At 44.8% G+C, this 18,624-nt stretch carries 27 protein-coding genes; 3 read left to right on the plus strand and 24 right to left on the minus strand.

Going from position 1 to position 18,624, the window contains the following annotated elements:
* Position 1: 1 nt before the first annotated feature.
* The 18 genes from ccmI to ICV36_RS07655 all read right to left on the minus strand — a co-directional run bounded on the left by ccmI (position 2) and on the right by ICV36_RS07655 (position 12,217).
* Positions 2 to 1,216: a c-type cytochrome biogenesis protein CcmI gene (ccmI, locus tag ICV36_RS07570; RefSeq protein ID WP_215400104.1), complete on the minus strand. Its 1,215-nt coding sequence runs from the start codon at positions 1,214 to 1,216 to the stop codon at positions 2 to 4.
* The gene (locus ICV36_RS07575; RefSeq protein ID WP_215400105.1) at positions 1,213 to 1,683 is read right to left on the minus strand and encodes a cytochrome c-type biogenesis protein; all 471 of its coding nucleotides are present in this window, start codon (positions 1,681 to 1,683) and stop codon (positions 1,213 to 1,215) included. Before ICV36_RS07575 ends, ccmI begins: the two co-directional genes overlap by 4 nt.
* Positions 1,680 to 2,210 (minus strand): DsbE family thiol:disulfide interchange protein, encoded by a 531-nt coding sequence (locus ICV36_RS07580; protein WP_215400106.1) that lies wholly within the window; start codon positions 2,208 to 2,210, stop codon positions 1,680 to 1,682. The genes ICV36_RS07575 and ICV36_RS07580 overlap by 4 nt, the downstream gene beginning before the upstream one ends.
* Positions 2,207 to 4,126, minus strand: a complete 1,920-nt coding sequence (locus ICV36_RS07585; RefSeq protein WP_215400107.1) for a heme lyase CcmF/NrfE family subunit — start codon at positions 4,124 to 4,126, stop codon at positions 2,207 to 2,209. Before ICV36_RS07585 ends, ICV36_RS07580 begins: the two co-directional genes overlap by 4 nt.
* Complete coding sequence (gene ccmE, locus ICV36_RS07590) at positions 4,123 to 4,569, minus strand: cytochrome c maturation protein CcmE (protein WP_215400108.1); 447 nt, start codon at positions 4,567 to 4,569, stop codon at positions 4,123 to 4,125. Before ccmE ends, ICV36_RS07585 begins: the two co-directional genes overlap by 4 nt.
* Entirely contained in the window at positions 4,566 to 4,754 is a 189-nt protein-coding gene (gene ccmD, locus ICV36_RS07595; protein WP_215400109.1) for a heme exporter protein CcmD, read from the minus strand. The genes ccmE and ccmD overlap by 4 nt, the downstream gene beginning before the upstream one ends.
* Positions 4,754 to 5,524: a heme ABC transporter permease CcmC gene (gene ccmC / locus ICV36_RS07600; RefSeq protein ID WP_215400110.1), complete on the minus strand. Its 771-nt coding sequence runs from the start codon at positions 5,522 to 5,524 to the stop codon at positions 4,754 to 4,756. The genes ccmD and ccmC overlap by 1 nt, the downstream gene beginning before the upstream one ends.
* Positions 5,521 to 6,186, minus strand: a complete 666-nt coding sequence (gene ccmB / locus ICV36_RS07605) for a heme exporter protein CcmB (RefSeq protein WP_215400111.1) — start codon at positions 6,184 to 6,186, stop codon at positions 5,521 to 5,523. Before ccmB ends, ccmC begins: the two co-directional genes overlap by 4 nt.
* Positions 6,183 to 6,830: a cytochrome c biogenesis heme-transporting ATPase CcmA gene (ccmA, locus tag ICV36_RS07610; protein WP_215400112.1), complete on the minus strand. Its 648-nt coding sequence runs from the start codon at positions 6,828 to 6,830 to the stop codon at positions 6,183 to 6,185. The genes ccmB and ccmA overlap by 4 nt, the downstream gene beginning before the upstream one ends.
* A gap of 201 nt (positions 6,831 to 7,031) precedes the next feature.
* On the minus strand, positions 7,032 to 7,583 hold the full coding sequence (locus ICV36_RS07615) for a flavodoxin family protein (RefSeq protein WP_215400113.1): 552 nt from the start codon (positions 7,581 to 7,583) through the stop codon (positions 7,032 to 7,034).
* Between the two features lie 42 nt (positions 7,584 to 7,625).
* Positions 7,626 to 8,039, minus strand: coding sequence for a DoxX family protein (locus ICV36_RS07620; RefSeq protein WP_215400114.1), 414 nt, complete (start codon positions 8,037 to 8,039; stop codon positions 7,626 to 7,628).
* A 19-nt stretch (positions 8,040 to 8,058) separates the two neighbouring features.
* On the minus strand, positions 8,059 to 8,478 hold the full coding sequence (locus ICV36_RS07625; protein WP_215400115.1) for a MarR family winged helix-turn-helix transcriptional regulator: 420 nt from the start codon (positions 8,476 to 8,478) through the stop codon (positions 8,059 to 8,061).
* A 117-nt stretch (positions 8,479 to 8,595) separates the two neighbouring features.
* The gene (locus ICV36_RS07630) at positions 8,596 to 9,006 is read right to left on the minus strand and encodes a carboxypeptidase regulatory-like domain-containing protein (protein ID WP_215400116.1); all 411 of its coding nucleotides are present in this window, start codon (positions 9,004 to 9,006) and stop codon (positions 8,596 to 8,598) included.
* Positions 9,007 to 9,088: 82 nt separating this feature from the next.
* Positions 9,089 to 10,069 carry a quinone oxidoreductase gene (locus ICV36_RS07635; protein WP_215400117.1) on the minus strand — a complete coding sequence of 327 codons (981 nt, stop codon included), beginning with the start codon at positions 10,067 to 10,069 and terminating at the stop codon, positions 9,089 to 9,091.
* A 34-nt stretch (positions 10,070 to 10,103) separates the two neighbouring features.
* Positions 10,104 to 10,547, minus strand: a complete 444-nt coding sequence (locus ICV36_RS07640; RefSeq protein ID WP_215400118.1) for a DUF2452 domain-containing protein — start codon at positions 10,545 to 10,547, stop codon at positions 10,104 to 10,106.
* Between the two features lie 168 nt (positions 10,548 to 10,715).
* Positions 10,716 to 11,264 (minus strand): DUF3833 domain-containing protein, encoded by a 549-nt coding sequence (locus ICV36_RS07645; protein ID WP_215400119.1) that lies wholly within the window; start codon positions 11,262 to 11,264, stop codon positions 10,716 to 10,718.
* Between the two features lie 3 nt (positions 11,265 to 11,267).
* Positions 11,268 to 11,816 (minus strand): chalcone isomerase family protein, encoded by a 549-nt coding sequence (locus tag ICV36_RS07650; protein WP_215400120.1) that lies wholly within the window; start codon positions 11,814 to 11,816, stop codon positions 11,268 to 11,270.
* A complete protein-coding gene (locus tag ICV36_RS07655; RefSeq protein ID WP_215400121.1) occupies positions 11,813 to 12,217 on the minus strand; it encodes a thiol-disulfide oxidoreductase DCC family protein in 405 nt (134 codons plus the stop codon). Before ICV36_RS07655 ends, ICV36_RS07650 begins: the two co-directional genes overlap by 4 nt.
* Positions 12,218 to 12,277: 60 nt before the next feature.
* On the opposite strand from ICV36_RS07655, the gene ICV36_RS07660 reads away from it, so the two are divergent.
* Both ICV36_RS07660 and ICV36_RS07665 read left to right on the plus strand, forming a co-directional pair.
* Positions 12,278 to 12,652 (plus strand): DUF2237 family protein, encoded by a 375-nt coding sequence (locus tag ICV36_RS07660; protein ID WP_215400122.1) that lies wholly within the window; start codon positions 12,278 to 12,280, stop codon positions 12,650 to 12,652.
* Positions 12,653 to 12,659: 7 nt separating this feature from the next.
* Positions 12,660 to 13,559, plus strand: coding sequence for a histone deacetylase (locus ICV36_RS07665; RefSeq protein WP_215401602.1), 900 nt, complete (start codon positions 12,660 to 12,662; stop codon positions 13,557 to 13,559).
* Between the two features lie 13 nt (positions 13,560 to 13,572).
* On the opposite strand, the gene ICV36_RS07670 is transcribed toward ICV36_RS07665, so the two are convergent.
* The 3 genes from ICV36_RS07670 to ICV36_RS07680 form a co-directional block, all read right to left on the minus strand.
* The gene (locus ICV36_RS07670) at positions 13,573 to 14,124 is read right to left on the minus strand and encodes a phasin family protein (protein ID WP_215400123.1); all 552 of its coding nucleotides are present in this window, start codon (positions 14,122 to 14,124) and stop codon (positions 13,573 to 13,575) included.
* 143 nt (positions 14,125 to 14,267) lie between these two features.
* Positions 14,268 to 14,921, minus strand: a complete 654-nt coding sequence (locus ICV36_RS07675) for a hypothetical protein (RefSeq protein WP_251374958.1) — start codon at positions 14,919 to 14,921, stop codon at positions 14,268 to 14,270.
* Positions 14,922 to 14,941: 20 nt separating this feature from the next.
* Positions 14,942 to 15,094 carry a hypothetical protein gene (locus ICV36_RS07680; RefSeq protein WP_215400124.1) on the minus strand — a complete coding sequence of 51 codons (153 nt, stop codon included), beginning with the start codon at positions 15,092 to 15,094 and terminating at the stop codon, positions 14,942 to 14,944.
* A 57-nt stretch (positions 15,095 to 15,151) separates the two neighbouring features.
* Between ICV36_RS07680 and ICV36_RS07685 the strand changes: the two genes are divergently transcribed.
* On the plus strand, positions 15,152 to 15,829 hold the full coding sequence (locus ICV36_RS07685; protein WP_215400125.1) for a DUF1345 domain-containing protein: 678 nt from the start codon (positions 15,152 to 15,154) through the stop codon (positions 15,827 to 15,829).
* Positions 15,830 to 15,910: 81 nt separating this feature from the next.
* Here the strand turns inward: ICV36_RS07685 and ICV36_RS07690 are convergent, their stop codons facing one another.
* The 3 genes from ICV36_RS07690 to ICV36_RS07700 form a co-directional block, all read right to left on the minus strand.
* On the minus strand, positions 15,911 to 16,783 hold the full coding sequence (locus tag ICV36_RS07690; RefSeq protein WP_215400126.1) for a transporter: 873 nt from the start codon (positions 16,781 to 16,783) through the stop codon (positions 15,911 to 15,913).
* Between the two features lie 24 nt (positions 16,784 to 16,807).
* Complete coding sequence (locus tag ICV36_RS07695) at positions 16,808 to 17,602, minus strand: hypothetical protein (protein ID WP_251374960.1); 795 nt, start codon at positions 17,600 to 17,602, stop codon at positions 16,808 to 16,810.
* Between the two features lie 94 nt (positions 17,603 to 17,696).
* On the minus strand, positions 17,697 to 18,500 hold the full coding sequence (locus ICV36_RS07700; RefSeq protein WP_251374967.1) for a hypothetical protein: 804 nt from the start codon (positions 18,498 to 18,500) through the stop codon (positions 17,697 to 17,699).
* Positions 18,501 to 18,624 lie beyond the last annotated feature (124 nt).

An 18,624-nucleotide genomic window follows, 5' to 3' on the forward strand; every position in this document is an offset into this window, starting at 1 on the left:
CTTACTGGCGCACTTGATTTACCAGTAAGCGAGCGTTATTTACGCCAACCTGAATGGTTTGTGCTGTCGAGATTAAATCTCCCGATTCTGGTTTCGCCATCCCGGTTTTAGAGATGCGCACCTCGATACTTGCCTCAGATAATTGAGAGAGTGGTGCACTAGGATTTATCGCCAAAGAATCATTCAAAGTAAAGTTCATCGGAAAATCGTTAGCAGGTATTTTTAAAACAGCTACCGGCATACGCTCTCCAGGCTTGCGTGCAATCACCATCACAACATCGCCAGGCTTAACCTTAGATTTGAGCTCAGGGGATAATTCAATCTTGCCACTAATCGATTTACTTGAAGAAACGGCGGGTGCTTGAGCTTTGGGAGTAGAAGAAGCTAAGCCGCCTTTAGTACGCGCCTCAGCAATCGAGCCCTGAATAGCGCGCGCCTCTTCAGTTTCTGGCGGCACTTGCTGCGCCAACTTCTCCCAGGCCTGCACTGCAGATTTGTAATTACCAGCCTCGTAAGCTGCTGTTCCTGAAAGCCACAATGCCATTAAGTTATTAGGATCCAACTTAAGAGCCTGATTAATCAATTGCAATGGCTTGCCAGCAAAGTTACCGTTTGCATTAGTCGCCAAGACATCCGCATAGTCAGCCAATAACTGCGGGTCAGAATCAATAAAGCTGCCTGCGCGCGCATATGCTTTAGCAGCATCTTCGTTGCGGCCCAAGATACGATAGGATCGCGCCAGCATTGCCCAACCTTTTAAGTTGCCTGGATCTTTTTCCATCTTGGTGGCAAATTCAGCCACCATTTTTTCAACACCCTCTTGAGTAACTGGTTTCTCAGAGTTTCTTTGAGCTACACGAACAACATCGCCTAAAGAGAAATACAGCACGGAAGATAGCAAAACAATAAAGATGCACAGACCGATGACTGTTTTCTTTGAGGACCCTTCAATCTCTCGATCATCCTCTTCAATCGTGTCCTGAAAAAGGCGTTGACGCATTTCTGCATGAGCAATTTCATAATCAGCAGAGCTAACCATGCCAGCGGCGTGCTCTGCTTCCAATTTATCTAACTCTTCCCTATAAATGACAGCGTTCATCTGGCGACGAGATGTTGCTTTACTCTTCGACGGAAAAATAAAGGGACGCAACAGCAATACCAAGACCAAAATCAGGAGCAGTAAAGCTGGAATAAAGAAGCTGGTCACTGAATTCATCCTTCTTTCTTGTCGGCCGCATTGAGCATGGCATCAATCTTTTGGTTGTCTGCATCAGTCAGAGTGACATTGGGAACGCTATTATTTCTGCGTCGCAAATAGGTCAATAAACCCGCAATACCAATCAACAAAATAACAAAAGGACCAATCCATAGCAGCCAGGTCAGCGGCTTGACTGGTGGACGGTACAAAACAAAATCGCCATAACGCTCGACCATAAAGCTACGAATTTGATCGTCACTCTTACCCTCTTTAATCAGAGTACGAATTTCTCGACGCAAATCATTCGCCAAATCAGAGCGTGAACCAGCCAAAGATTCGTTTTGACAGACTAAGCAACGCATTTCTTCTGAAATACTGATCAATCGCTGCTCTGTAACAGGATCATCCGCCAGTGGCGCAGCTTCATTAGCCATAGCAGCGCCCAAGCTAAAGATGCAAATAGCCACTAACAATAATTTCTTCATGATTTCTGAAGCTCACTAATCATGGGATAAATTTTTTGCTTTAATAAATCCATGGTGAGTGGGCCGATATGTTTAAAGCGAATGATGCCGGCTTTATCGATAATGTAGGTCTCAGGGACACCATAAACTCCATAGTCAATACCAACCCGGCCATTGCCATCAAAAGCGGATAGCGTGTATGGGTTGCCTTGTTTGGCCAGCATTGCTAACGCATCTTCACGCTTATCTTTATAGTCCAAGCCAATGACTGGAGCTATTTGAGATTTGGCAAGCTCCACCAAAACGGGATGCTCTTCACGACAGGCAACACACCATGATGCCCAAACATTCAGAATCCACACTTGACCCTTCATGCTTGCAGGTGAAAAGGTTTTACTTCCTTCAGCCAACTGCGGGATTTCAAATGCTGGCGCGGCTTTATTAATTAATGGTGAGGGCACTTCATGCGGATCGCGATTCAAGCCAATAGCTAGAAAGACAACTAAGCCCAGGAATAAAAAGAGGGGGATTAAAAATTTTGCTTTCATAAAAACTTATTCTTTAACTTCAAGCGATAACGCTTATCTGACATAGCCAATACCCCGCCCAAGGCCATTAATAGACAACCGCCCCAAATCCAATCTACAAATGGCTTGTAGTAAACGCGTACAGCCCAAGACTTATCACCCAACTCTTCACCAAGGGACACATAAATATCACGAGTCAGGCCAGCGTCAATCGCTGCCTCCGTCATTGGCATGGTGGATGAAAAATAACTTCTCTTCTCGGGATAAAGACTGATTTGGCTACTGCCATTCTTTGTCAGCAAAAATGTGCCACGCATTGCCTGGTAATTTGGTCCGCGAGCGGCATTGACGCTTTGTAGCTGAATTTGATAGCCCCCAACAGTAACCGTATCGCCAGCCGACATACGCACATCTTTTTCTTCTTGATAAGCACCGACCATCGTGATGCCAATCACAAACACTGCAATACCGAGATGCGCAACTTGCATACCAATAAAAGAGCGTGTGGGCTTACCTGCTTTAGCTTGGCGCATGATTTGCATGCAGCCTGAAGCAATCACCCAAAATGCCAACATGAAGCCCATGCCCGCAAGCCAAGTAAATTGACCCATGATCAATGGAATCGTTACACCAGCAATGAGAGCAATCAATCCAGCAAGCCATAGGCGCTTGATGATCGTTAGCAAGTTACTTTGCTTCCAGCTAGCCCAAGGACCAATACCCATTAATACCAACAAGGGAACCATGATAGGAACAAATACGCTGTTGAAATAAGGCGGCCCTACAGAAATCTTGCCTAAATGCAAAGCATCAATCAGTAATGGATATAGGGTACCGAGCAAAACTGATCCTGCCGAGACCACCAAGAAGACATTGCCAAGCAAAATAAATGTTTCTCTAGAGCTCAAGCTAAATTTACCGCCCATAGAGCTCTTCGGTGCACGCCATGCATACAACATTAGAGATGATCCAACCACTAGTGACAAAAAGATGAGGATAAAAATGCCGCGACGCGGATCAGTCGCAAATGCATGCACTGAAGTCAGCACACCAGAGCGAACTAGGAAGGTGCCTAGTAGCGACAAAGAGAATGCCGTAATTGCCAAGAGCACAGTCCAACTCTTGAAGCCACCGCGCTTTTCAGTAACCGCCAAAGAATGCAATAAGGCGGTACCAACGAGCCATGGAATAAATGAAGCGTTCTCAACGGGATCCCAGAACCACCAGCCACCCCAACCCAATTCGTAATACGCCCACCAGGAGCCAAGGGCAATACCCAGGGTTAAGAAAACCCACGCTGCAGTAGTCCAAGGACGCGACCAACGCGCCCATGCGGCGTCTAATCTTCCTGATAACAATGAAGCGATTGCAAAGGCAAATGCTACTGAGAAGCCAACATAACCCATGTAGAGCATCGGTGGATGAAAGACCAAACCAGGATCTTGCAGAAGTGGATTTAAAGAGCGGCCATCTTGCGCTGCTGGCAATAAACGCTCAAAGGGATTTGAAGTAGTTAGAACAAACAACAGTAGGCCACTGGTAACCAAGCCCAATACACCGATGACACGCGCCACCATAAAGTCATCCAGCGCCTTAGATAGCTGCGCAACCAAAATAGTCCATGTAGCAAGCAAAAAGATCCACAACAGTAGCGAACCTTCGTGACCACCCCAGACTGCACCCAATCGATAGATAACCGGCAACTGTGAGTTCGAGTGCTCGGCAACATAGAGCACAGAAAAATCATTGACGTAAAAACTCCAAGCCAGTATTCCGAAGGCAATGGCAAGCAATAAGAAAACGGTTTGCGCAGCAGGACGCGCCAGAACCAGCCAGTCGCGGCGACCGAAGTGCGCACCCAACAGGGGCAATACCCCTTGAATTAAAGCAATACAAAGCCCTAGAACTAATGCGTAATGCCCAAACTCAGGAATCATTTAGCGCTTCCATTGTTGCTGCCATTTTTTTGAGCCTGATCCAAGGCATGCTTAGCTTCTGGAGGCATGTAGTTCTCATCATGCTTAGCTAATACTTCGCTAGCAATAAATTCACCATTTGCATTCATACGACCTTGAATCACTGCGCCCTTACCTTCTTTAAATAAATCTGGAAGGATGCCGGTATAAGCTACAGGGATATCTTTTACGAGATCGGTGATCACAAAATGCACTGTTAAACCATCGCGCTTTAATGAACCGTCCTTAACCATGCCGCCAATTCGAAATGCCTGCCCTTGAGGTGCTTTGCCAGCAACCACCTCACTCGGGGTTACATACAAGGCAATATTGCTATTAAGTGCATTCAGAATTAATAGTGCGGCTACGCCGATAGCGACCAGCGCTGCAACAATAATCACTGCACGTTTATGTCTAGGCTTCACTGACTAATCTCTTTATCAAACTGCTCCGCAAATTGCTCTTGCTTTAATCTGCGAACAATCGCTTTAAATCGAGCACGCACCAATAGGGGTTCCAATACCAACACAAGTGCGCAAATACCAAAACTGCTCCACACATACAGTGCGTAACCACCCATGGCAAAAAACTCAGAAGGGCTATTCCACATCAGCTTTTCACCTCATTTAATTGTCTCACCCAATCGGCATGGGACTCGCGTTCCAGAATGATTGCCCTTACCCGCATTAAGGCAACTGCAATGGAGTATGCCCAAAAACACAGAGCCATCAAAAGCATCCCCCACAGCATGGTTTGAGCCATGGCAGGCGCCTTAGTTAATGAAACAGAGGCTCCCTGATGCAAGGTATTCCACCACTTCACCGAGAAATAAATAATCGGCACGTTCACTACCCCCACCAATGCCAAAATGGCACTCGCCTTATCAGCTCGACGAGGGTCATCAATAGATGCCCGTAAAGCAATAAAGCCGAGATACAGAAATAAGAGAATGAGCTCTGAAGTCAGGCGTGCATCCCAGACCCACCAAGCACCCCACATAGGTTTACCCCAGAATGCTCCAGTCCACAAAGATAGGAATGCCATCCATGCGCCTATTGGAGCAAGGGCTTGCGCCATCATGGCAGATAAGCGCGTATTGAACACAAGCCCTAGCCCTGCCCATGCGGCCATCACTAAATAGATGAACATAGACATCCATGATGCGGGCACATGAATAAAAATGATCCGATAGCCCTGCCCCTGAACAGCATCAACCGGCGCAACAAAAAAACTGATCCACAAACCGGCAGCGCCAAAGAGAAAAGTGAGCGCCCAAAAGAATGGAATGAGCTTACCCGCCACCGGATAAAAGGTACTCGGGCTAGATAACTTAAACCAGTTAACTAAACGGTGATTAGAAAAATTATTTACCTGACTCATTCAATCGCAATCTTTACAGCGGCACTAGTAACCCAAGGAACAAATGCTAAAGCCAAAATCAATAATGCGCCTAGCAATGAAAAATGGCCTGATGCATCCAAACCAACACTATTGGCATAAACAGCGCCTGCGCCAAAAATCAGCACGGGTATGTATAAAGGCAGAATCAATAAACTCAGCAAAACACTGCTTCCTCTGACCCCCAAGGTCAATGCTGCACCGATAGAGCCTATCAAGGATAGCACTGGTGTACCCAACAAGAGAGTGCCCATCAGCACATATAAAGAGCTAGCATCCAGATCAAACTGAATACCAATAATTGGAGCCAAAATGACGAGTGGTAAGCCGCACACCACCCAATGGGCAATCATTTTTCCACTCACCAGAAGCATCATAGACTGGGGCGATAAAGCAAGCTGCTCTAATGAGCCGTCTTGATAGTCTGCTGCGAACATACGGTGCAACCCCAACAAGGTTGATAGCAATGCTGCAACCCAAAGAACACCTGGTGCAATTTTTCGCAGCAAGGCCGCATCTGCACCAATACCCAGCGGAAACAGGCTAGTCACAACGACAAAAAAGAAGAGAGCTGTGAGCACTTCGCTCTTGCGACGCATCACCAAGAGCAAGTCACGGCGGATGATAGCGAACAAGGCTTTCATAGATCCAATACCCTCACATGAGGTAGATCCACTTCTTGATGGCTGGTTAAAACTACCAACCCACCTTGCTCTACATGCTCAGTAATAAGCCCTTGTAAAGCTTTGATCGCATGAATATCCAGCGCATTAAATGGCTCATCCAAAATCCACAACTTCGCTTGACGAGTCAGCATACGAGCCATCAAAACACGGCGCTTTTGTCCAGCCGATAAACAATTAACTGGCAAGTGCTCGCGCCCTCGTAAGCCAAAACGCCAGAGTGCAGCTAAAGCTTTGTCGCCTGGTAGGTGAATATCATCAAGGGCAGCATAGAGCTCTAGATTTTCAAATGCGGTGAGATCCTCTTTTAGGGCATCGCGATGCCCTAAAAACAATAGCTCGCGATGATAGGAAGAAACGTCCCGAGTAATAGATTGACCACCCCACAAAATCTCCCCAGACTCTGGCGCAGCTAAACCCGTCAGCAGTCTCAGTAAGCTCGTTTTACCAACACCATTCTCACCTCGCACGTGCAGGCATTCCCCGCTGGAGACTGTTAAGTTGAGATTCTGAAATAAACGTCTTTCACCACGCACGCAGCAAAGCGCTTGCGCTTCAAGCGCAAAGGCCAGATTACTAGAGGGGGAAGAAATATCGACTGTCATGTAGGGCAATGGCTTGATTCAAACCACCCCAGGCATTGTCCAAGAGCCCCTAGGGACTGTCAAACCAGCAAAAGTGGAATTAAGGAAATAATCCCTTTCAATTCAATTACTTATGAAATTATAAACCGAGTCGAGCAACAAAGAAAAAACCACCCGAAGGTGGTTTTTTCCATCAAATCAAGTACTTAGCTCATACGCAGATCACTTAAGACGCTTAGTAATTTCTGCAATACGCTGTCCGTAGAGTCTGGCAGTCTCTAAGTCGCCAGCATTGACCTCATCAGCACTCGCATCTGAAGGGGTTTGCATCATCGCACCAGCGGACGAACCAACATAGTTAATGTCATCACGCTTAGCGGCTTTGGAGTTGGAAGGCATTAGTCCAGTGCCCACCCACAAACCAGAATGTTGCATTGCCAAAGTAAAGAAATAATGCAATGTGGAATGCTTATCACCATTCATGGTGGCTGAGTTCGTAAAGCCACCGAAGACTTTATCTTTCCATTGTTGAGAGAACCATTGCTTAGAGCTTGCATCAGCAAACTTTTTAAATTGCCAGCTCACCGTTCCCATATAGGTTGGAGAACCGAAAACAATTGCGTCTGCTGCATTGATTGTTTCCCACTGTGCGTCGGTCAAATTACCTTCGGCATCAATGGCCACCAATGTAGCGTTAGCGCCTTTTGCAACTGCCTCTGCTTGTTTTACTGTATGTCCGTAACCACTATGAAATACCACGGCGATTTTTGTCATTTCTAATTTCCTTTAAAAATAGCTTACAAATTTTTGCTTTATTTACTTCTTTGCTTCACATCTTGCGTCAATGGAGTATCCACCTGCGCCAAATACAGTTAATAAAAACAGTCCGCCAGCCATACTGAGATTTTTCATAAACATGATATTTTGGATATAAGCCTGCTCCGGAGGAAAAGCCCAGAAGTTATGAAATATAAAGGCCGCGAGAATCGAAAATAAACCCAATAGCAGGCCGGCAACACGGACTTTATAACCAAGAACAATGGCGAGCCCACCAAGGATTTCTAAGGTAATTGTGAAGCCCGCAATTACCATCGGCATTGGAAGACCTTGAGATGCAATATAGGCCGTTATTCCGTCAAATCCCATGATCTTTGAAAAGCCTGCCGAAATAAATATAGCCGATATCAAGATTCTGGCGAATAACACTAATGGTTTTGATGCTGCATTCATGTTTACTCCTGTTAATAAATTAGTTTGTAAAAATTTTATTGATAGTCACTAAAGACTTAGTAACCTCTTCTAATTCGCTTTTGCTTAATTTTGAAAATGCCTTTTCTAAATGCCGAAGGTGCGCTGGAAATACTTTTTCAAATAACTTCTGACCTTCTTTTGTTAAACCAATCATCTGACTACGCGCATCTTCTGGATTGAGTTTCCGCTCCAAAATTCCTTTTGCCTCAAGACGCTCAAGCACGCCCGTAAGTGTTCCCTTAGTAACCAGAGTTTTTTCGCCCAACTCCTTACATGTCATAGGCGGCTGATTGCCCAATGTTGCAATTACATCGAATTGAGTCGTAGTCATTCCCATCGCCTTTAGATCGGGCGCTGAATACCGCTCAAATGATTGATACGCAGAAACAAGGTTTCTAAGGGTGGGTAAAAAATGCATTTTTATCCTAAAAAGTACTAATTAGGACTAGTTTAGTACTAATGCAAACTAATTGCAAGCGCAGACAATAAAAACCCCACCATTCAGGCGGGGATGCAATGCGATGTTTCTAAATATTTATTTCCAGAATAGCGAAATCTTTTGTGGGGAGTCCGGTTTTATAGAGATCGCCCTCTTTTGCATCACGCCCTGATATGTTGCCTCAATCACATAATCACCAGACTCAAGATTAATCAACATAAAGGGACCATCTGCTTGGGCAGTAAAAATAATCTGATTCTTGGAGTTGATGATTTTGATACCAGCTCCAAATATCCAAACCCCTCTACCATTTTCAATTTGCGACATCTCTAATAGTAGGGGCCACTGCTTTGACTCGGAAAGAATAGCGGTTGTCTCACCTTCGCCTACGCCACCAGTGATGTAAGAAATTCCCCCTGAATATTGTGTATCTGGAATTTGTGCCAAAGACCAAGAACTCAGAAAAATTAACTGGGCTAAAAGAATGATTTTCAGTAGTGTTTTCATACTTACATATTACGACTGATTGAGCGATAAAAAAAGCCCCGCAATGTTGCTACGGGGCTCATCTACACTAGACCGCTTAAGCTTAGGGCGTCATCACAATTGCACCGGAAACTTTTCGCCCTTCAGCAGCACGATGAGCATCGGCCGCTTGCTCTAGAGAAAACTTGGCACCAATTTGCACCTTAACTTGCCCTTTGGCTATTGCATCAAATACTGCTTTAGCATTTTCTTTCAATAAAGCAGAAGTTGCATTGTGTGGAAACACAGAAGGTCTCGTCAAAAATAGGCAACCTTTTTTATTTAAGATTTCAGGCTGAATCTCTGGGGCAGGTCCAGATGCCGCACCAAACAAAGCAACCGTACCAAAAGGAGCTGCACATTCTAAAGAACCTAAGAAAGTCGTTTTCGCAACAGAGTCATAAACTACATTAGCCTTTTTGCCGCCAGTAGCTTTAATAACTTCCTCAATCCAATTGGCTTGTGAATAGTCAACCACCGCATCGCAGCCCGCTTCTTTAGCTGCTGCAAACTTCGCTGGTGACCCAACGGTACCAACTACAAAGGCACCCAAAGCTTTTGCCCAACCAGCCAAGATTTGACCAACACCACCAGCAGCAGCATGAACAAGCACTACATCACCAGCTTTTACTTTATAAGTTTTTTGCACAAGATATTGAGCCGTCATTGCTTTAAAGAAAACAGCGGCAGCCACTTCGTCTGATATGCCGTTAGGAATCAAAACCAATTTATCGGCCGCCACATTACGCGCACTTGCATAGGCGCCAATACCAGCGTTCATATATACAACATGATCGCCAACCTTGAAGTCTGTAACGCCCTCACTAACAATCTCGACCACACCAGCAGCCTCATGACCTAAGCCAGTAGGCAACTCTAGCGGGTAGATACCAGAGCGTTGGTATACGTCAATAAAATTGAATCCAATTGCAGTTTGACGAATCTGCACCTCACCCTTAGCAGGTGCCGGCAATTCTTTATCGATTACCTGGATTACGTCAGCGCCACCCAATTGATTAAGACTAACAACTCGAGCTTTTGTCACATGTCACCTAATTATTTTTTTATTGAAAAAAACATCATACTGTAAGGGCATCAAGAGAGTCCTCTTCGATCACCGCCCAAGTACTGTCACCCAACTTCTTAACAGCCATTGAGTATGTCCAGCCGTCTGGAATACCGCAACTCCACTCTTTTGGCCCATTCTGAATTAATACATTGGTGCTATTTCTAGCATCGTAGTAGAGATGATAAATTTTGCCGTGGATGGGGTTAAAACTAAATTTGGCGCTATGTACCATCTCAGTTGTATCAAGCCTGGCTTGCAAAGCATTAGCTTGCTTCATTAGCACTTCAGCCTGCTCCATAATGCGGTCGTATTCCAATTTGGCATTCTGCCGCGCTACGTTCACTGCCTTATCTTTTTCTTCGGTAACCTTGATAGGTGCAAATACAGGGGCACCTACTTCCATAGGATATTCAATCCCTGCGTGCCGTGCTGGATCGGTATCTTCGATTCTCATGCAATGCCCTGTATGTAATGATTTATTGAAGGGATGTGATTACTTAATCAAACTGGGATTTCCAGCGTAATTGAAACTTGCTTGAATTTCTGATTCATTTGGATCTCCTTAGATTAGGCGCTCAACGGCGACTTTTAGGAAAGTGTGACACAAATCGTGCGCTTTTGCTTAGCGCTTATAGAAACTCAAAGTGACCTCACCTAATTCAATCCCAAACTTGCTCATCTTGGCCTTATTGAGCATTACATTAGGGGTGACGAGGTACATCCAATCATTAAATTGAACGTTATATATAGTGCCATCAACTGGTAAGGCAAGGGTATAGGTCCAGTTCAGTGCATTTCCAGCTAGTTGACCCTGAGCATCCCCCACCACGTCATCGGCTCTGCCCAGATATTGCCCTGGGGCTTGCTCAGTTAATGTCCAGATACGTTTTTGTTTGGTGCCGTCAGAGTATTCAAAACTCTCATCTAAGATACCGACTTTTTTTCCATCAACCATTGTCCAATTTGCTTTGATTAAAACGGTAAAGCGTTTTTTCACTTCACCACTGCGATCGGTAAAGATGCCATAGGCATTGATTGTTCCGGAAAAATATTCACTTAAATCTAGGGCCGGTTTCTCAGAAGCATATTGAGAAACTTGTGAGGAAGAACATGAAACCAAAAGCAGCGCACACAAGACGGGCAATATAAAGCGATTGAAAATAGGTTTCATTGATTAGCAAGCCTCATTAAAAATTGGTGGCGGGCAAGATTGTCCAAGCAATTCCGTCCTAAGCTTTGGGGCACTCGTTTTAGGATCCAACCAAATGCCGAAAAATGCTTTCGGAAATTCAGGGCCAGGGATTTGTGCAATTTGCTTTCCATCGTGATAGAAAGTCGTCCCCTGCTTGGGCGAATAGATAGCAGTCAATGTATGTCCAGATTCCACATTTGGCAAAAAGGCAGTTAACTCCCTTCCCCAAAGTGCTGCCTGAGCATCCGGCACGCCAATGCGCTTCATTTCTTCAACGCTCCGATTGGCAATAGAAACTCCAGAAAAGGATTTTTCATAACGCATCTCTAACGCAAACTCAGGAGAGGATAGTGATCCGAGTCGATAAAAGGAGGCGTCATAAATATGCAGGCCCCACCAAGTTAATCGCCCACTGCCTTGAAGTTTTGCAGCACTTAAGTGCGCAGGCAAATCCAAAGGCTCACGAGCAAAGCTGGCGGGGACTAGAAAACTCAGAAACACTGCAAATAGAATAAGGCGTGCGGTTTTCATGATGGGCTTGATTTGGATCTCACTAAACGCAAAGCTGCCGGCCCCAAAAGACTAGAAATAGCATGCCGATTCTTGGCAAAAAATAGATAACCAAGCTTAAAAAATGGTTGTAGCGGTTTGCTTGAAAAGAACCTAGCCATACGAGGCAAATTCGCACGACGATAGGCTTCAGGAAAAACAGAAACACCTTGAATCAATTTGCCACTTGCAAACTGACCATACATCGCAGCCAAAGCAGCTTCGCAAGAGACGCCCACTTTTTGCGGATCAAACTGATCTGAGTTAATGTCAACAAAATCCAATAGATTGTCTTGATTGCGGCCGGACAGAAACAGAATCTCAGCCTGGCACAAAGGACAAGCACCATCGTAAAACAAGGTGAGTTTCTCTAATTGAGTCATGATTGAGCAAGTTTACGGCTTATTTAATAAACTGGCTGACACAAACATTTTCAGGTTGATATGCAAAAAGATATTGCGCTAAATGTATTTGGCGAACCCCTCATTCCCTGCTCCTTTGATCCATTAACGGGATTTTTTAGGGATGGCTGCTGCAAAACCAATGAAGAAGATGTTGGTAGCCACTTAGTTTGCGCAATCGTGACCGAAGCGTTTTTGCAATTTAGCCTGCGCAAAGGGAATGATCTCATTACGCCAAGGCCAGAATATCAATTTCCTGGTTTGGTTGCAGGGGATCAATGGTGCTTGTGCATCAATCGCTGGGTTGAAGCTCTCCATGCAAATTGCGCCCCACTTATCAAATTAGAAAGCACTCACATCAAAGCATTGCAAACGGTGCCATTAGATGTCCTGAAGGAATATGCGAGAGAGGTATGAAGCAAGTGTGAAGGCCTTTTATACCGACCATTTTGTCTTACCTCTGCCAGCAGGTCATCGCTTTCCCATGGAAAAGTATTCTCGCTTGCGGGATTTGGTGGCTACCTTAGAAAAGGTTGGGCTTGTAGAAGCACCAGCAGCAACTGATACGCAAATTCTGTATGCCCATGACCCAAGTTACCTTATTAGAGTAATTGAAGGAAAACTATCCCCACAAGAACAGAGGGAGATTGGCTTTCCATGGAGTGAGCAAATGGTGGAGCGCTCACGTCGCTCTGCAGGCGCCACAGTAGCCGCTGCTAAAACTGCCTTACAAGAAGGAATTTCTGCTAACTTAGCTGGCGGCACCCATCATGCCTATCGAGATGCTGGAAGTGGATTTTGCGTATTTAATGATTCGGCGATAGCGGCACGAACACTGCAAAAAGAAGTTAATCCATCTCTCAAAATTGCCATTATTGATCTGGATGTACATCAAGGTAATGGCACTGCATCAATATTGCAAAACGATGATTCCATTTTTACCCTCTCTATTCATGGAGAAAATAATTTTCCATTTAAAAAAGAAGAGAGTGATCTTGATTTGGGTTTGGCGGATGGCTGCAATGATGAAACCTATTTGCACTCCCTAGAGAAATGCCTTGATCAACTTGATGCGAGGTTTAAGCCAGACTGCCTCATCTTTCTAGCTGGTGCTGATCCCCATGAAGGCGATCGACTGGGGAGATTAAAAATCAGCCAAGAGGGAATGCGCCTGCGTGATGAAATGGTGTTTCAGTATGCTCTAGACCGACAGTTGCCTGTCGCCCTTTCAATGGCGGGCGGCTATGGCAAAGAAATTGGATCTACTGTAGAGATTCATTTTCAGACCATCAAAACCGCCCTGCAATTTCAGCAGCAGTATTAATCTTCTTAAAGCCTTACCCCTTCTTTTTAGGTGCATTTTTAGGTGTTGCGAGATTGCTCACATTCTCGACACTCTTCTCAAAATTTGTAAAAGAGTCGGCCATTGCGGCACGAATCAATTCAAAATTTTGTAGTGCGCTATTGAAGGATGTCTTAAATACCGATACATAAGCCTCGCTACCCAGCGGTGCATTATCAGTTGCATCATTCACAAAGTGAATGAGATCAGCCTTGGATTCCTGAATCATGGTCTCTGCAATTTCGGCTAACTCTTTATTACCACTTTTGAGTACTTGCAATAATTGATTGTGATAATGAGATATTTCTTTGGCAGCATCTTGCAAGACTTCTGCATGAACATACTCAAAGGCAGCTTTTGGGTCTTGAGTTTTCATCAGCTCCGATACCCGCTTCTGTATCATTTCGGCCAATTCTTGCGTAGCTTGTTGATTAATCTGCGCAATCGCCTGGGCACTTTCGATTGCTACTCGCCCAGCAGCTTTGGTGGCATCCACAGCTCTTTGTTGCCCCGCCATCGCATTCATATTAAATGGTTTTTTGCTCATATCGACCTTTCAGATGGGTAAAGTCATACACCAATCTACTCCGGTTCAGGCGAGTTTCTATAGAGGAATACCAGTAGATCAATCCCGTCAAATGAAAAGCCCTGACTGTTTCCACCCAGGACTTAGAAGAAATGAGTTACGAACTACTTCTTTTTAGGCAGGCTATTTAAAGTCGCCGCATCATTGAGTTGCTGATCTACTAAATAGAGGGTTCCACCGTAATTAGCTTGAAGATCATATCCGGAGAGGCCTACTGTGTAAAAAGTGATTTCAGGATTGAAAGATCGAATTGTGCCGCCCGAGCCAGCGGAGAAATTCGCATCTACGTCAATCCCCCCTTGATTACCATCAATCGAAGTCAATAAAAATTGATCAATAGCGCCAGGCGTCTTAAAGATTACCACTTGATATTGATTTTGGTAGCCCGCCCCTAGACCTTCACCCGTCTTAAGCGCCTGCATAAAAATTGGATCTTTGCGTCGCTTATCAAACAAGACACCTTCGCCACGGGCAACCACTATCAAAACAATATTCACGTTAGTGGTAGTAAAAACCGCATAGCCAGCAGCCTGATTAATCTCTTTTTGAACTTCTGGCTTTTGTTTAATCAAGGCATCCAGGCCAGTCTTAGACATCTTCAATGTGGCATCACGCTTTTGCATGATTTCTGCGGGAGTGAGCGGCTTGCCGTCTTGACCAGTAGACTGGCATCCCGCCAAAAATGCTGAGGCAAGTATGGAAACTAATATGCACTTAGAAAGCGTATTGAATGGGTTGGTCATTGTAAAAATACTCAAAGAAATTATTGAAAAAGAACTTATGCAACCTGAATAGTCATCGGCATCAAAAACTGGTTTAGGAACGATACATCGGCCTCAGCAGGCTTAGTCAATATATAAGACAAAATACAAGCAGCCAAAATAACAAGCGCGCCCGCTACCAGCGTCCAACTTTTGATATTTGACTTCAATCTAAATCCTCGTATTTATTTTTGCTCTTTCTATTTTAAAGGCATACTAGACCCACTATGAAAGCATCCTTCTGGACTCAATACTGGCACCAAATTGGCGCAACTCAAAGAATGTGCATTGTTGCGTTTGCTGGATTGGGATCTTATTTCTTGCTTCCAGCCAGCCAGAGTGAAGTTGTTCGCTTAGCTCTCTCATGGGTGCTTGCTGGGAGCCTCTACCTCATACTGACATACATCATGATGTACTTCTCCACTGAGGAGAATATTCTTGATCTCTCAAAAAAAGAAGATGATGGCGCACCCATGATCCTGCTCATTATCGTGCTGGCTTCAGTAGCGAGCTTGGTGACCATTGTGATTATTTTTTCAAATATCAGAACACTTCCAGGCAATATAGCAATGCGCCATATTGGGCTGGTGTTAGCGACCTATGTAATTTCTTGGTTGTATGTACACACTGCATTTGCCCTGCACTATGCACATGTCTACTACCAAGAGCTTGAAAAATCGCAAGTTGCACCACTGCAGTTTGCATCTACACCAAGACCAACTTATGTAGACTTTCTGTACTTTTCTATTGTGGTCGGCATGACCTGCCAAACAGCGGACGTCAATATTGCGAGTTCTAGAATTCGGTTTTTGGTCATGATTCAAGGAATGACTGCTTTTGCATTTAACGCATCTTTACTTGCATTAGCCATCAATCTTATTTCAGACATAGTGGCTATGAATTAACCCAGTCACAAAGCAAAAGCCAACCCAAGGGTTGGCTTCGCTACCTAGAAACTAATGCGAGGTGTTTTGTTTAGGTATTGGTTACTTCAAAATAACCAAGGTTGCTGTAGCACGAGCACCCCAGCCTGATGGACCACCCGGTGTGTTACTGACGTAATAAATTGGGCCTGCACCGATAGACAGTGGCACGCCATCAATTACCATCAACTTGGAAACACCCGCATACAGAGGATTTGAAGTGCGACGCGTATCGTAGTTATAAGTCGCCTCCATATTGGCTGAATAAGTCCAAGCATCATGTGTTGTATATGCCAAAAATGGCTCTCCGAACAGATTATTTTGGGTGCCAAATGCTGGATTACCACCCACATTCCAAGATTGGTAGCCTAAAAGACCATAAGTCCAGGGACCATGGCGATTGAGGACCACTGCAGTTACACCTGCGCCAGTTTGCTGGGAACCAAACTTGCCGCTATTGCCCGATGGAGACTGAGCATAGGGGCCAATACCCCAAATCCATGAAGAATTCGTATTGGGAGCATAGAAAGATTCGAGCGTGACACTAGCAATCCCATAACCCGAGTAGGAACGACCTGGAGCATATTCAATACTGGTCTCTCTTACCCCTGCAACAATCGGACGCACAATAAAAGTATCGCCGCCGCCTAAATTAAATGGCATCACCGGCTGAAATAACAGTGTTTGCTCTGAGCCACCTTGATTAAGCCCCACACCACGACTAAATTCGTACTGCAGTGGCACGGAAATCATATTCGCAATTGGATTTGCTAACTTCTTGGCAATGTCTTCTTTATCAACTTCTTTTTTAACTGGGGTTAAAGCACCTGATTGCTCAGCAGCAACAGTCCCAGCCCGTGCCGGAATATCTTGAGCGTATGCAACACCAGATATTGCAGTTACCGACAAAGCGGTGATTAAAAGTCTTGTAAACATGTGGGTATCTTTAATAAGTAAAAATTAGAATTTAAATGTCACTGAGAGCTGTGGGCCCTGCATAGTAGTTTTTTGCAGAACGGCGCCAGACTTCATATCGTAGTAGAGCGCACGATAGGTCAATGAAGCATCAATCAAGCTATTAAAGGTTTTGCCAACACCAGCCGCTACCTGCCATGTCAGATTTGTAGTGCCCCCACCGCTGCCAATATCAGCGTAGGCAGGAATATACCAACTAGAGTCAGCAATACGATAGCGCCCTTTGGCACCAATGATCGGATCGACTGTAGAAGTTTTACTGGAAATCGTTTTTGAGATGTTCGTACCATCTAAGTTGCCATTTAATGTGGCAGTAATATCAATTGCTCGAACACCCAACAATCCATCAACATAAGCATCCTTGCTGTTTACAAAAGTATATGTTGCGGCACCAGTGAGCACGGTTTGTTGCAAAGTAACTTTATCGGCAATATGAGCAGCGCCACCATAAACAGGAACTGATCCAGAGTTTTGCAAGGTTGCCGAAACTAGGTCGCCCATAATGCCCCAGCTTCCATAGTGCGCTTCAGCAGCAATCATGCCGCCAGACTTTAAATCGCTCAGCACGTTACTGGAATTCATGTCCGCAGACTTTGCGAGACTATTGTTAAAGTTTAATGTGCCTTTAATGCCTGGAGCCCACACATAAGGAGTCACTTCAAAGCGCCACCCATCAGAAACTTTTGGGAGCGGCGAGAGACTCTCATCAGCATGAGCCAAACTCATATTTATTAAAGCTGTCGATGCCGTGAAAATTGCTGCCAAAATTTTCTTATTCATAATGATTTTATAAGCTAGGGTTAAGAGGTAAATAATTGATGCTAATTTTGAGTGCCATTATAGACTGCAAGGTCAATTGGGCTGGGCTTAAACGCTAAAAGTTATATGAGATTTTTGCGTAAGTAGACCATTCGTATTGGGGATAGGTTTGGATGACCTGTTTGCTGGCGCCCACAGCAAAAACCCACTGTTTTGCAAAGCGATGGGTCACCATGGCATCAATTGGCACAAACCAGCCCCCTCCGGCTGAGTTATAGACTGCCCCGTTTTCATCCCAAAAACGCAACATCGTGTTTGGAGATAGCTGAAAGCCAATAGTAGGAAAAAGCTGCAACGTACGCATTAATGGAGGCTGATTTGGGTTGGCTGTAAAACTATTGTTTTTTCCATCGAAACCATACATATAACGCACCAGCGGAGAAAAATCCGTTACATGAAGCAAGCTAGTTACCTCTGGAACAAAAGACCACCCTAGTTGAGGGCCCACTGCCCACTGCCCATTATTGCCAAATGGGAATATCACACGACCACCAACCAATGCTCCTAGGGGTTTTAGGAAAGTACGGTCCTGCCCCCAGATAGTGATCAAGGTATTGCCTGCACTGTACTGCCCAGCATTATTGGCAGATGAAATCGAGTTGTAGTTTGATGCGTAAGCAGTATCAAATCGAATACGCCCACGCCAATCACCCGCTTCTAAAGGGTTGTAAAACCGCATCCTAAGAATATTTTGATAGTTATCGCTGCCATCGTAGTTGTGATAACCCCAAAATTCCAGAACCCTACTATCAGTCAGCTGCTGTGAATCATTGTCGAATTTTGAAATCGGAACCAATAAGTCTTCAGCCCAGCTTACTGAAACAAAAAGACTTAAGAGGAGCGATAAAAGTATTTTCATGAAAGGCAATGCCACCCGAAAGTTGCATTTATGACGTTATTTTCTAAATAGAAGCACTATAGCTGAAGGACGCCCTAAGCCATTCATGCGCGCCCAGAAGCCTATTAATGGCTCAACAACCCCA

This window comes from Polynucleobacter sp. MWH-UH35A, assembly GCF_018687075.1.
GTDB lineage: Bacteria > Pseudomonadota > Gammaproteobacteria > Burkholderiales > Burkholderiaceae > Polynucleobacter.

Excerpts from the sequence above, each read along its gene's own strand:
- ccmD (WP_215400109.1), bottom strand. The coding sequence starts at position 4,754 with ATGTGGAATAGCCCTTCTGAGTTTTTTGCCATGGGTGGTTACGCACTG.
- ccmI (WP_215400104.1), bottom strand. The coding sequence starts at position 1,216 with ATGAATTCAGTGACCAGCTTCTTTATTCCAGCTTTACTGCTCCTGATT.
- ICV36_RS07640 (WP_215400118.1), bottom strand. The coding sequence starts at position 10,547 with ATGAGAATCGAAGATACCGATCCAGCACGGCACGCAGGGATTGAATAT.
- ICV36_RS07695 (WP_251374960.1), bottom strand. The coding sequence starts at position 17,602 with ATGAATAAGAAAATTTTGGCAGCAATTTTCACGGCATCGACAGCTTTA.
- ICV36_RS07615 (WP_215400113.1), bottom strand. The coding sequence starts at position 7,583 with ATGACAAAAATCGCCGTGGTATTTCATAGTGGTTACGGACATACAGTA.
- ICV36_RS07575 (WP_215400105.1), bottom strand. The coding sequence starts at position 1,683 with ATGAAGAAATTATTGTTAGTGGCTATTTGCATCTTTAGCTTGGGCGCT.
- ICV36_RS07690 (WP_215400126.1), bottom strand. The coding sequence starts at position 16,783 with ATGTTTACAAGACTTTTAATCACCGCTTTGTCGGTAACTGCAATATCT.
- ICV36_RS07645 (WP_215400119.1), bottom strand. The coding sequence starts at position 11,264 with ATGAAACCTATTTTCAATCGCTTTATATTGCCCGTCTTGTGTGCGCTG.
- ICV36_RS07585 (WP_215400107.1), bottom strand. The coding sequence starts at position 4,126 with ATGATTCCTGAGTTTGGGCATTACGCATTAGTTCTAGGGCTTTGTATT.
- ICV36_RS07620 (WP_215400114.1), bottom strand. The coding sequence starts at position 8,039 with ATGAATGCAGCATCAAAACCATTAGTGTTATTCGCCAGAATCTTGATA.
- ICV36_RS07660 (WP_215400122.1), top strand. The coding sequence starts at position 12,278 with ATGCAAAAAGATATTGCGCTAAATGTATTTGGCGAACCCCTCATTCCC.
- ICV36_RS07580 (WP_215400106.1), bottom strand. The coding sequence starts at position 2,210 with ATGAAAGCAAAATTTTTAATCCCCCTCTTTTTATTCCTGGGCTTAGTT.
- ICV36_RS07700 (WP_251374967.1), bottom strand. The coding sequence starts at position 18,500 with ATGAAAATACTTTTATCGCTCCTCTTAAGTCTTTTTGTTTCAGTAAGC.
- ICV36_RS07655 (WP_215400121.1), bottom strand. The coding sequence starts at position 12,217 with ATGACTCAATTAGAGAAACTCACCTTGTTTTACGATGGTGCTTGTCCT.
- ccmC (WP_215400110.1), bottom strand. The coding sequence starts at position 5,524 with ATGAGTCAGGTAAATAATTTTTCTAATCACCGTTTAGTTAACTGGTTT.
- ccmB (WP_215400111.1), bottom strand. The coding sequence starts at position 6,186 with ATGAAAGCCTTGTTCGCTATCATCCGCCGTGACTTGCTCTTGGTGATG.
- ICV36_RS07685 (WP_215400125.1), top strand. The coding sequence starts at position 15,152 with ATGAAAGCATCCTTCTGGACTCAATACTGGCACCAAATTGGCGCAACT.
- ICV36_RS07650 (WP_215400120.1), bottom strand. The coding sequence starts at position 11,816 with ATGAAAACCGCACGCCTTATTCTATTTGCAGTGTTTCTGAGTTTTCTA.
- ICV36_RS07670 (WP_215400123.1), bottom strand. The coding sequence starts at position 14,124 with ATGAGCAAAAAACCATTTAATATGAATGCGATGGCGGGGCAACAAAGA.
- ICV36_RS07625 (WP_215400115.1), bottom strand. The coding sequence starts at position 8,478 with ATGCATTTTTTACCCACCCTTAGAAACCTTGTTTCTGCGTATCAATCA.
- ICV36_RS07630 (WP_215400116.1), bottom strand. The coding sequence starts at position 9,006 with ATGAAAACACTACTGAAAATCATTCTTTTAGCCCAGTTAATTTTTCTG.
- ccmA (WP_215400112.1), bottom strand. The coding sequence starts at position 6,830 with ATGACAGTCGATATTTCTTCCCCCTCTAGTAATCTGGCCTTTGCGCTT.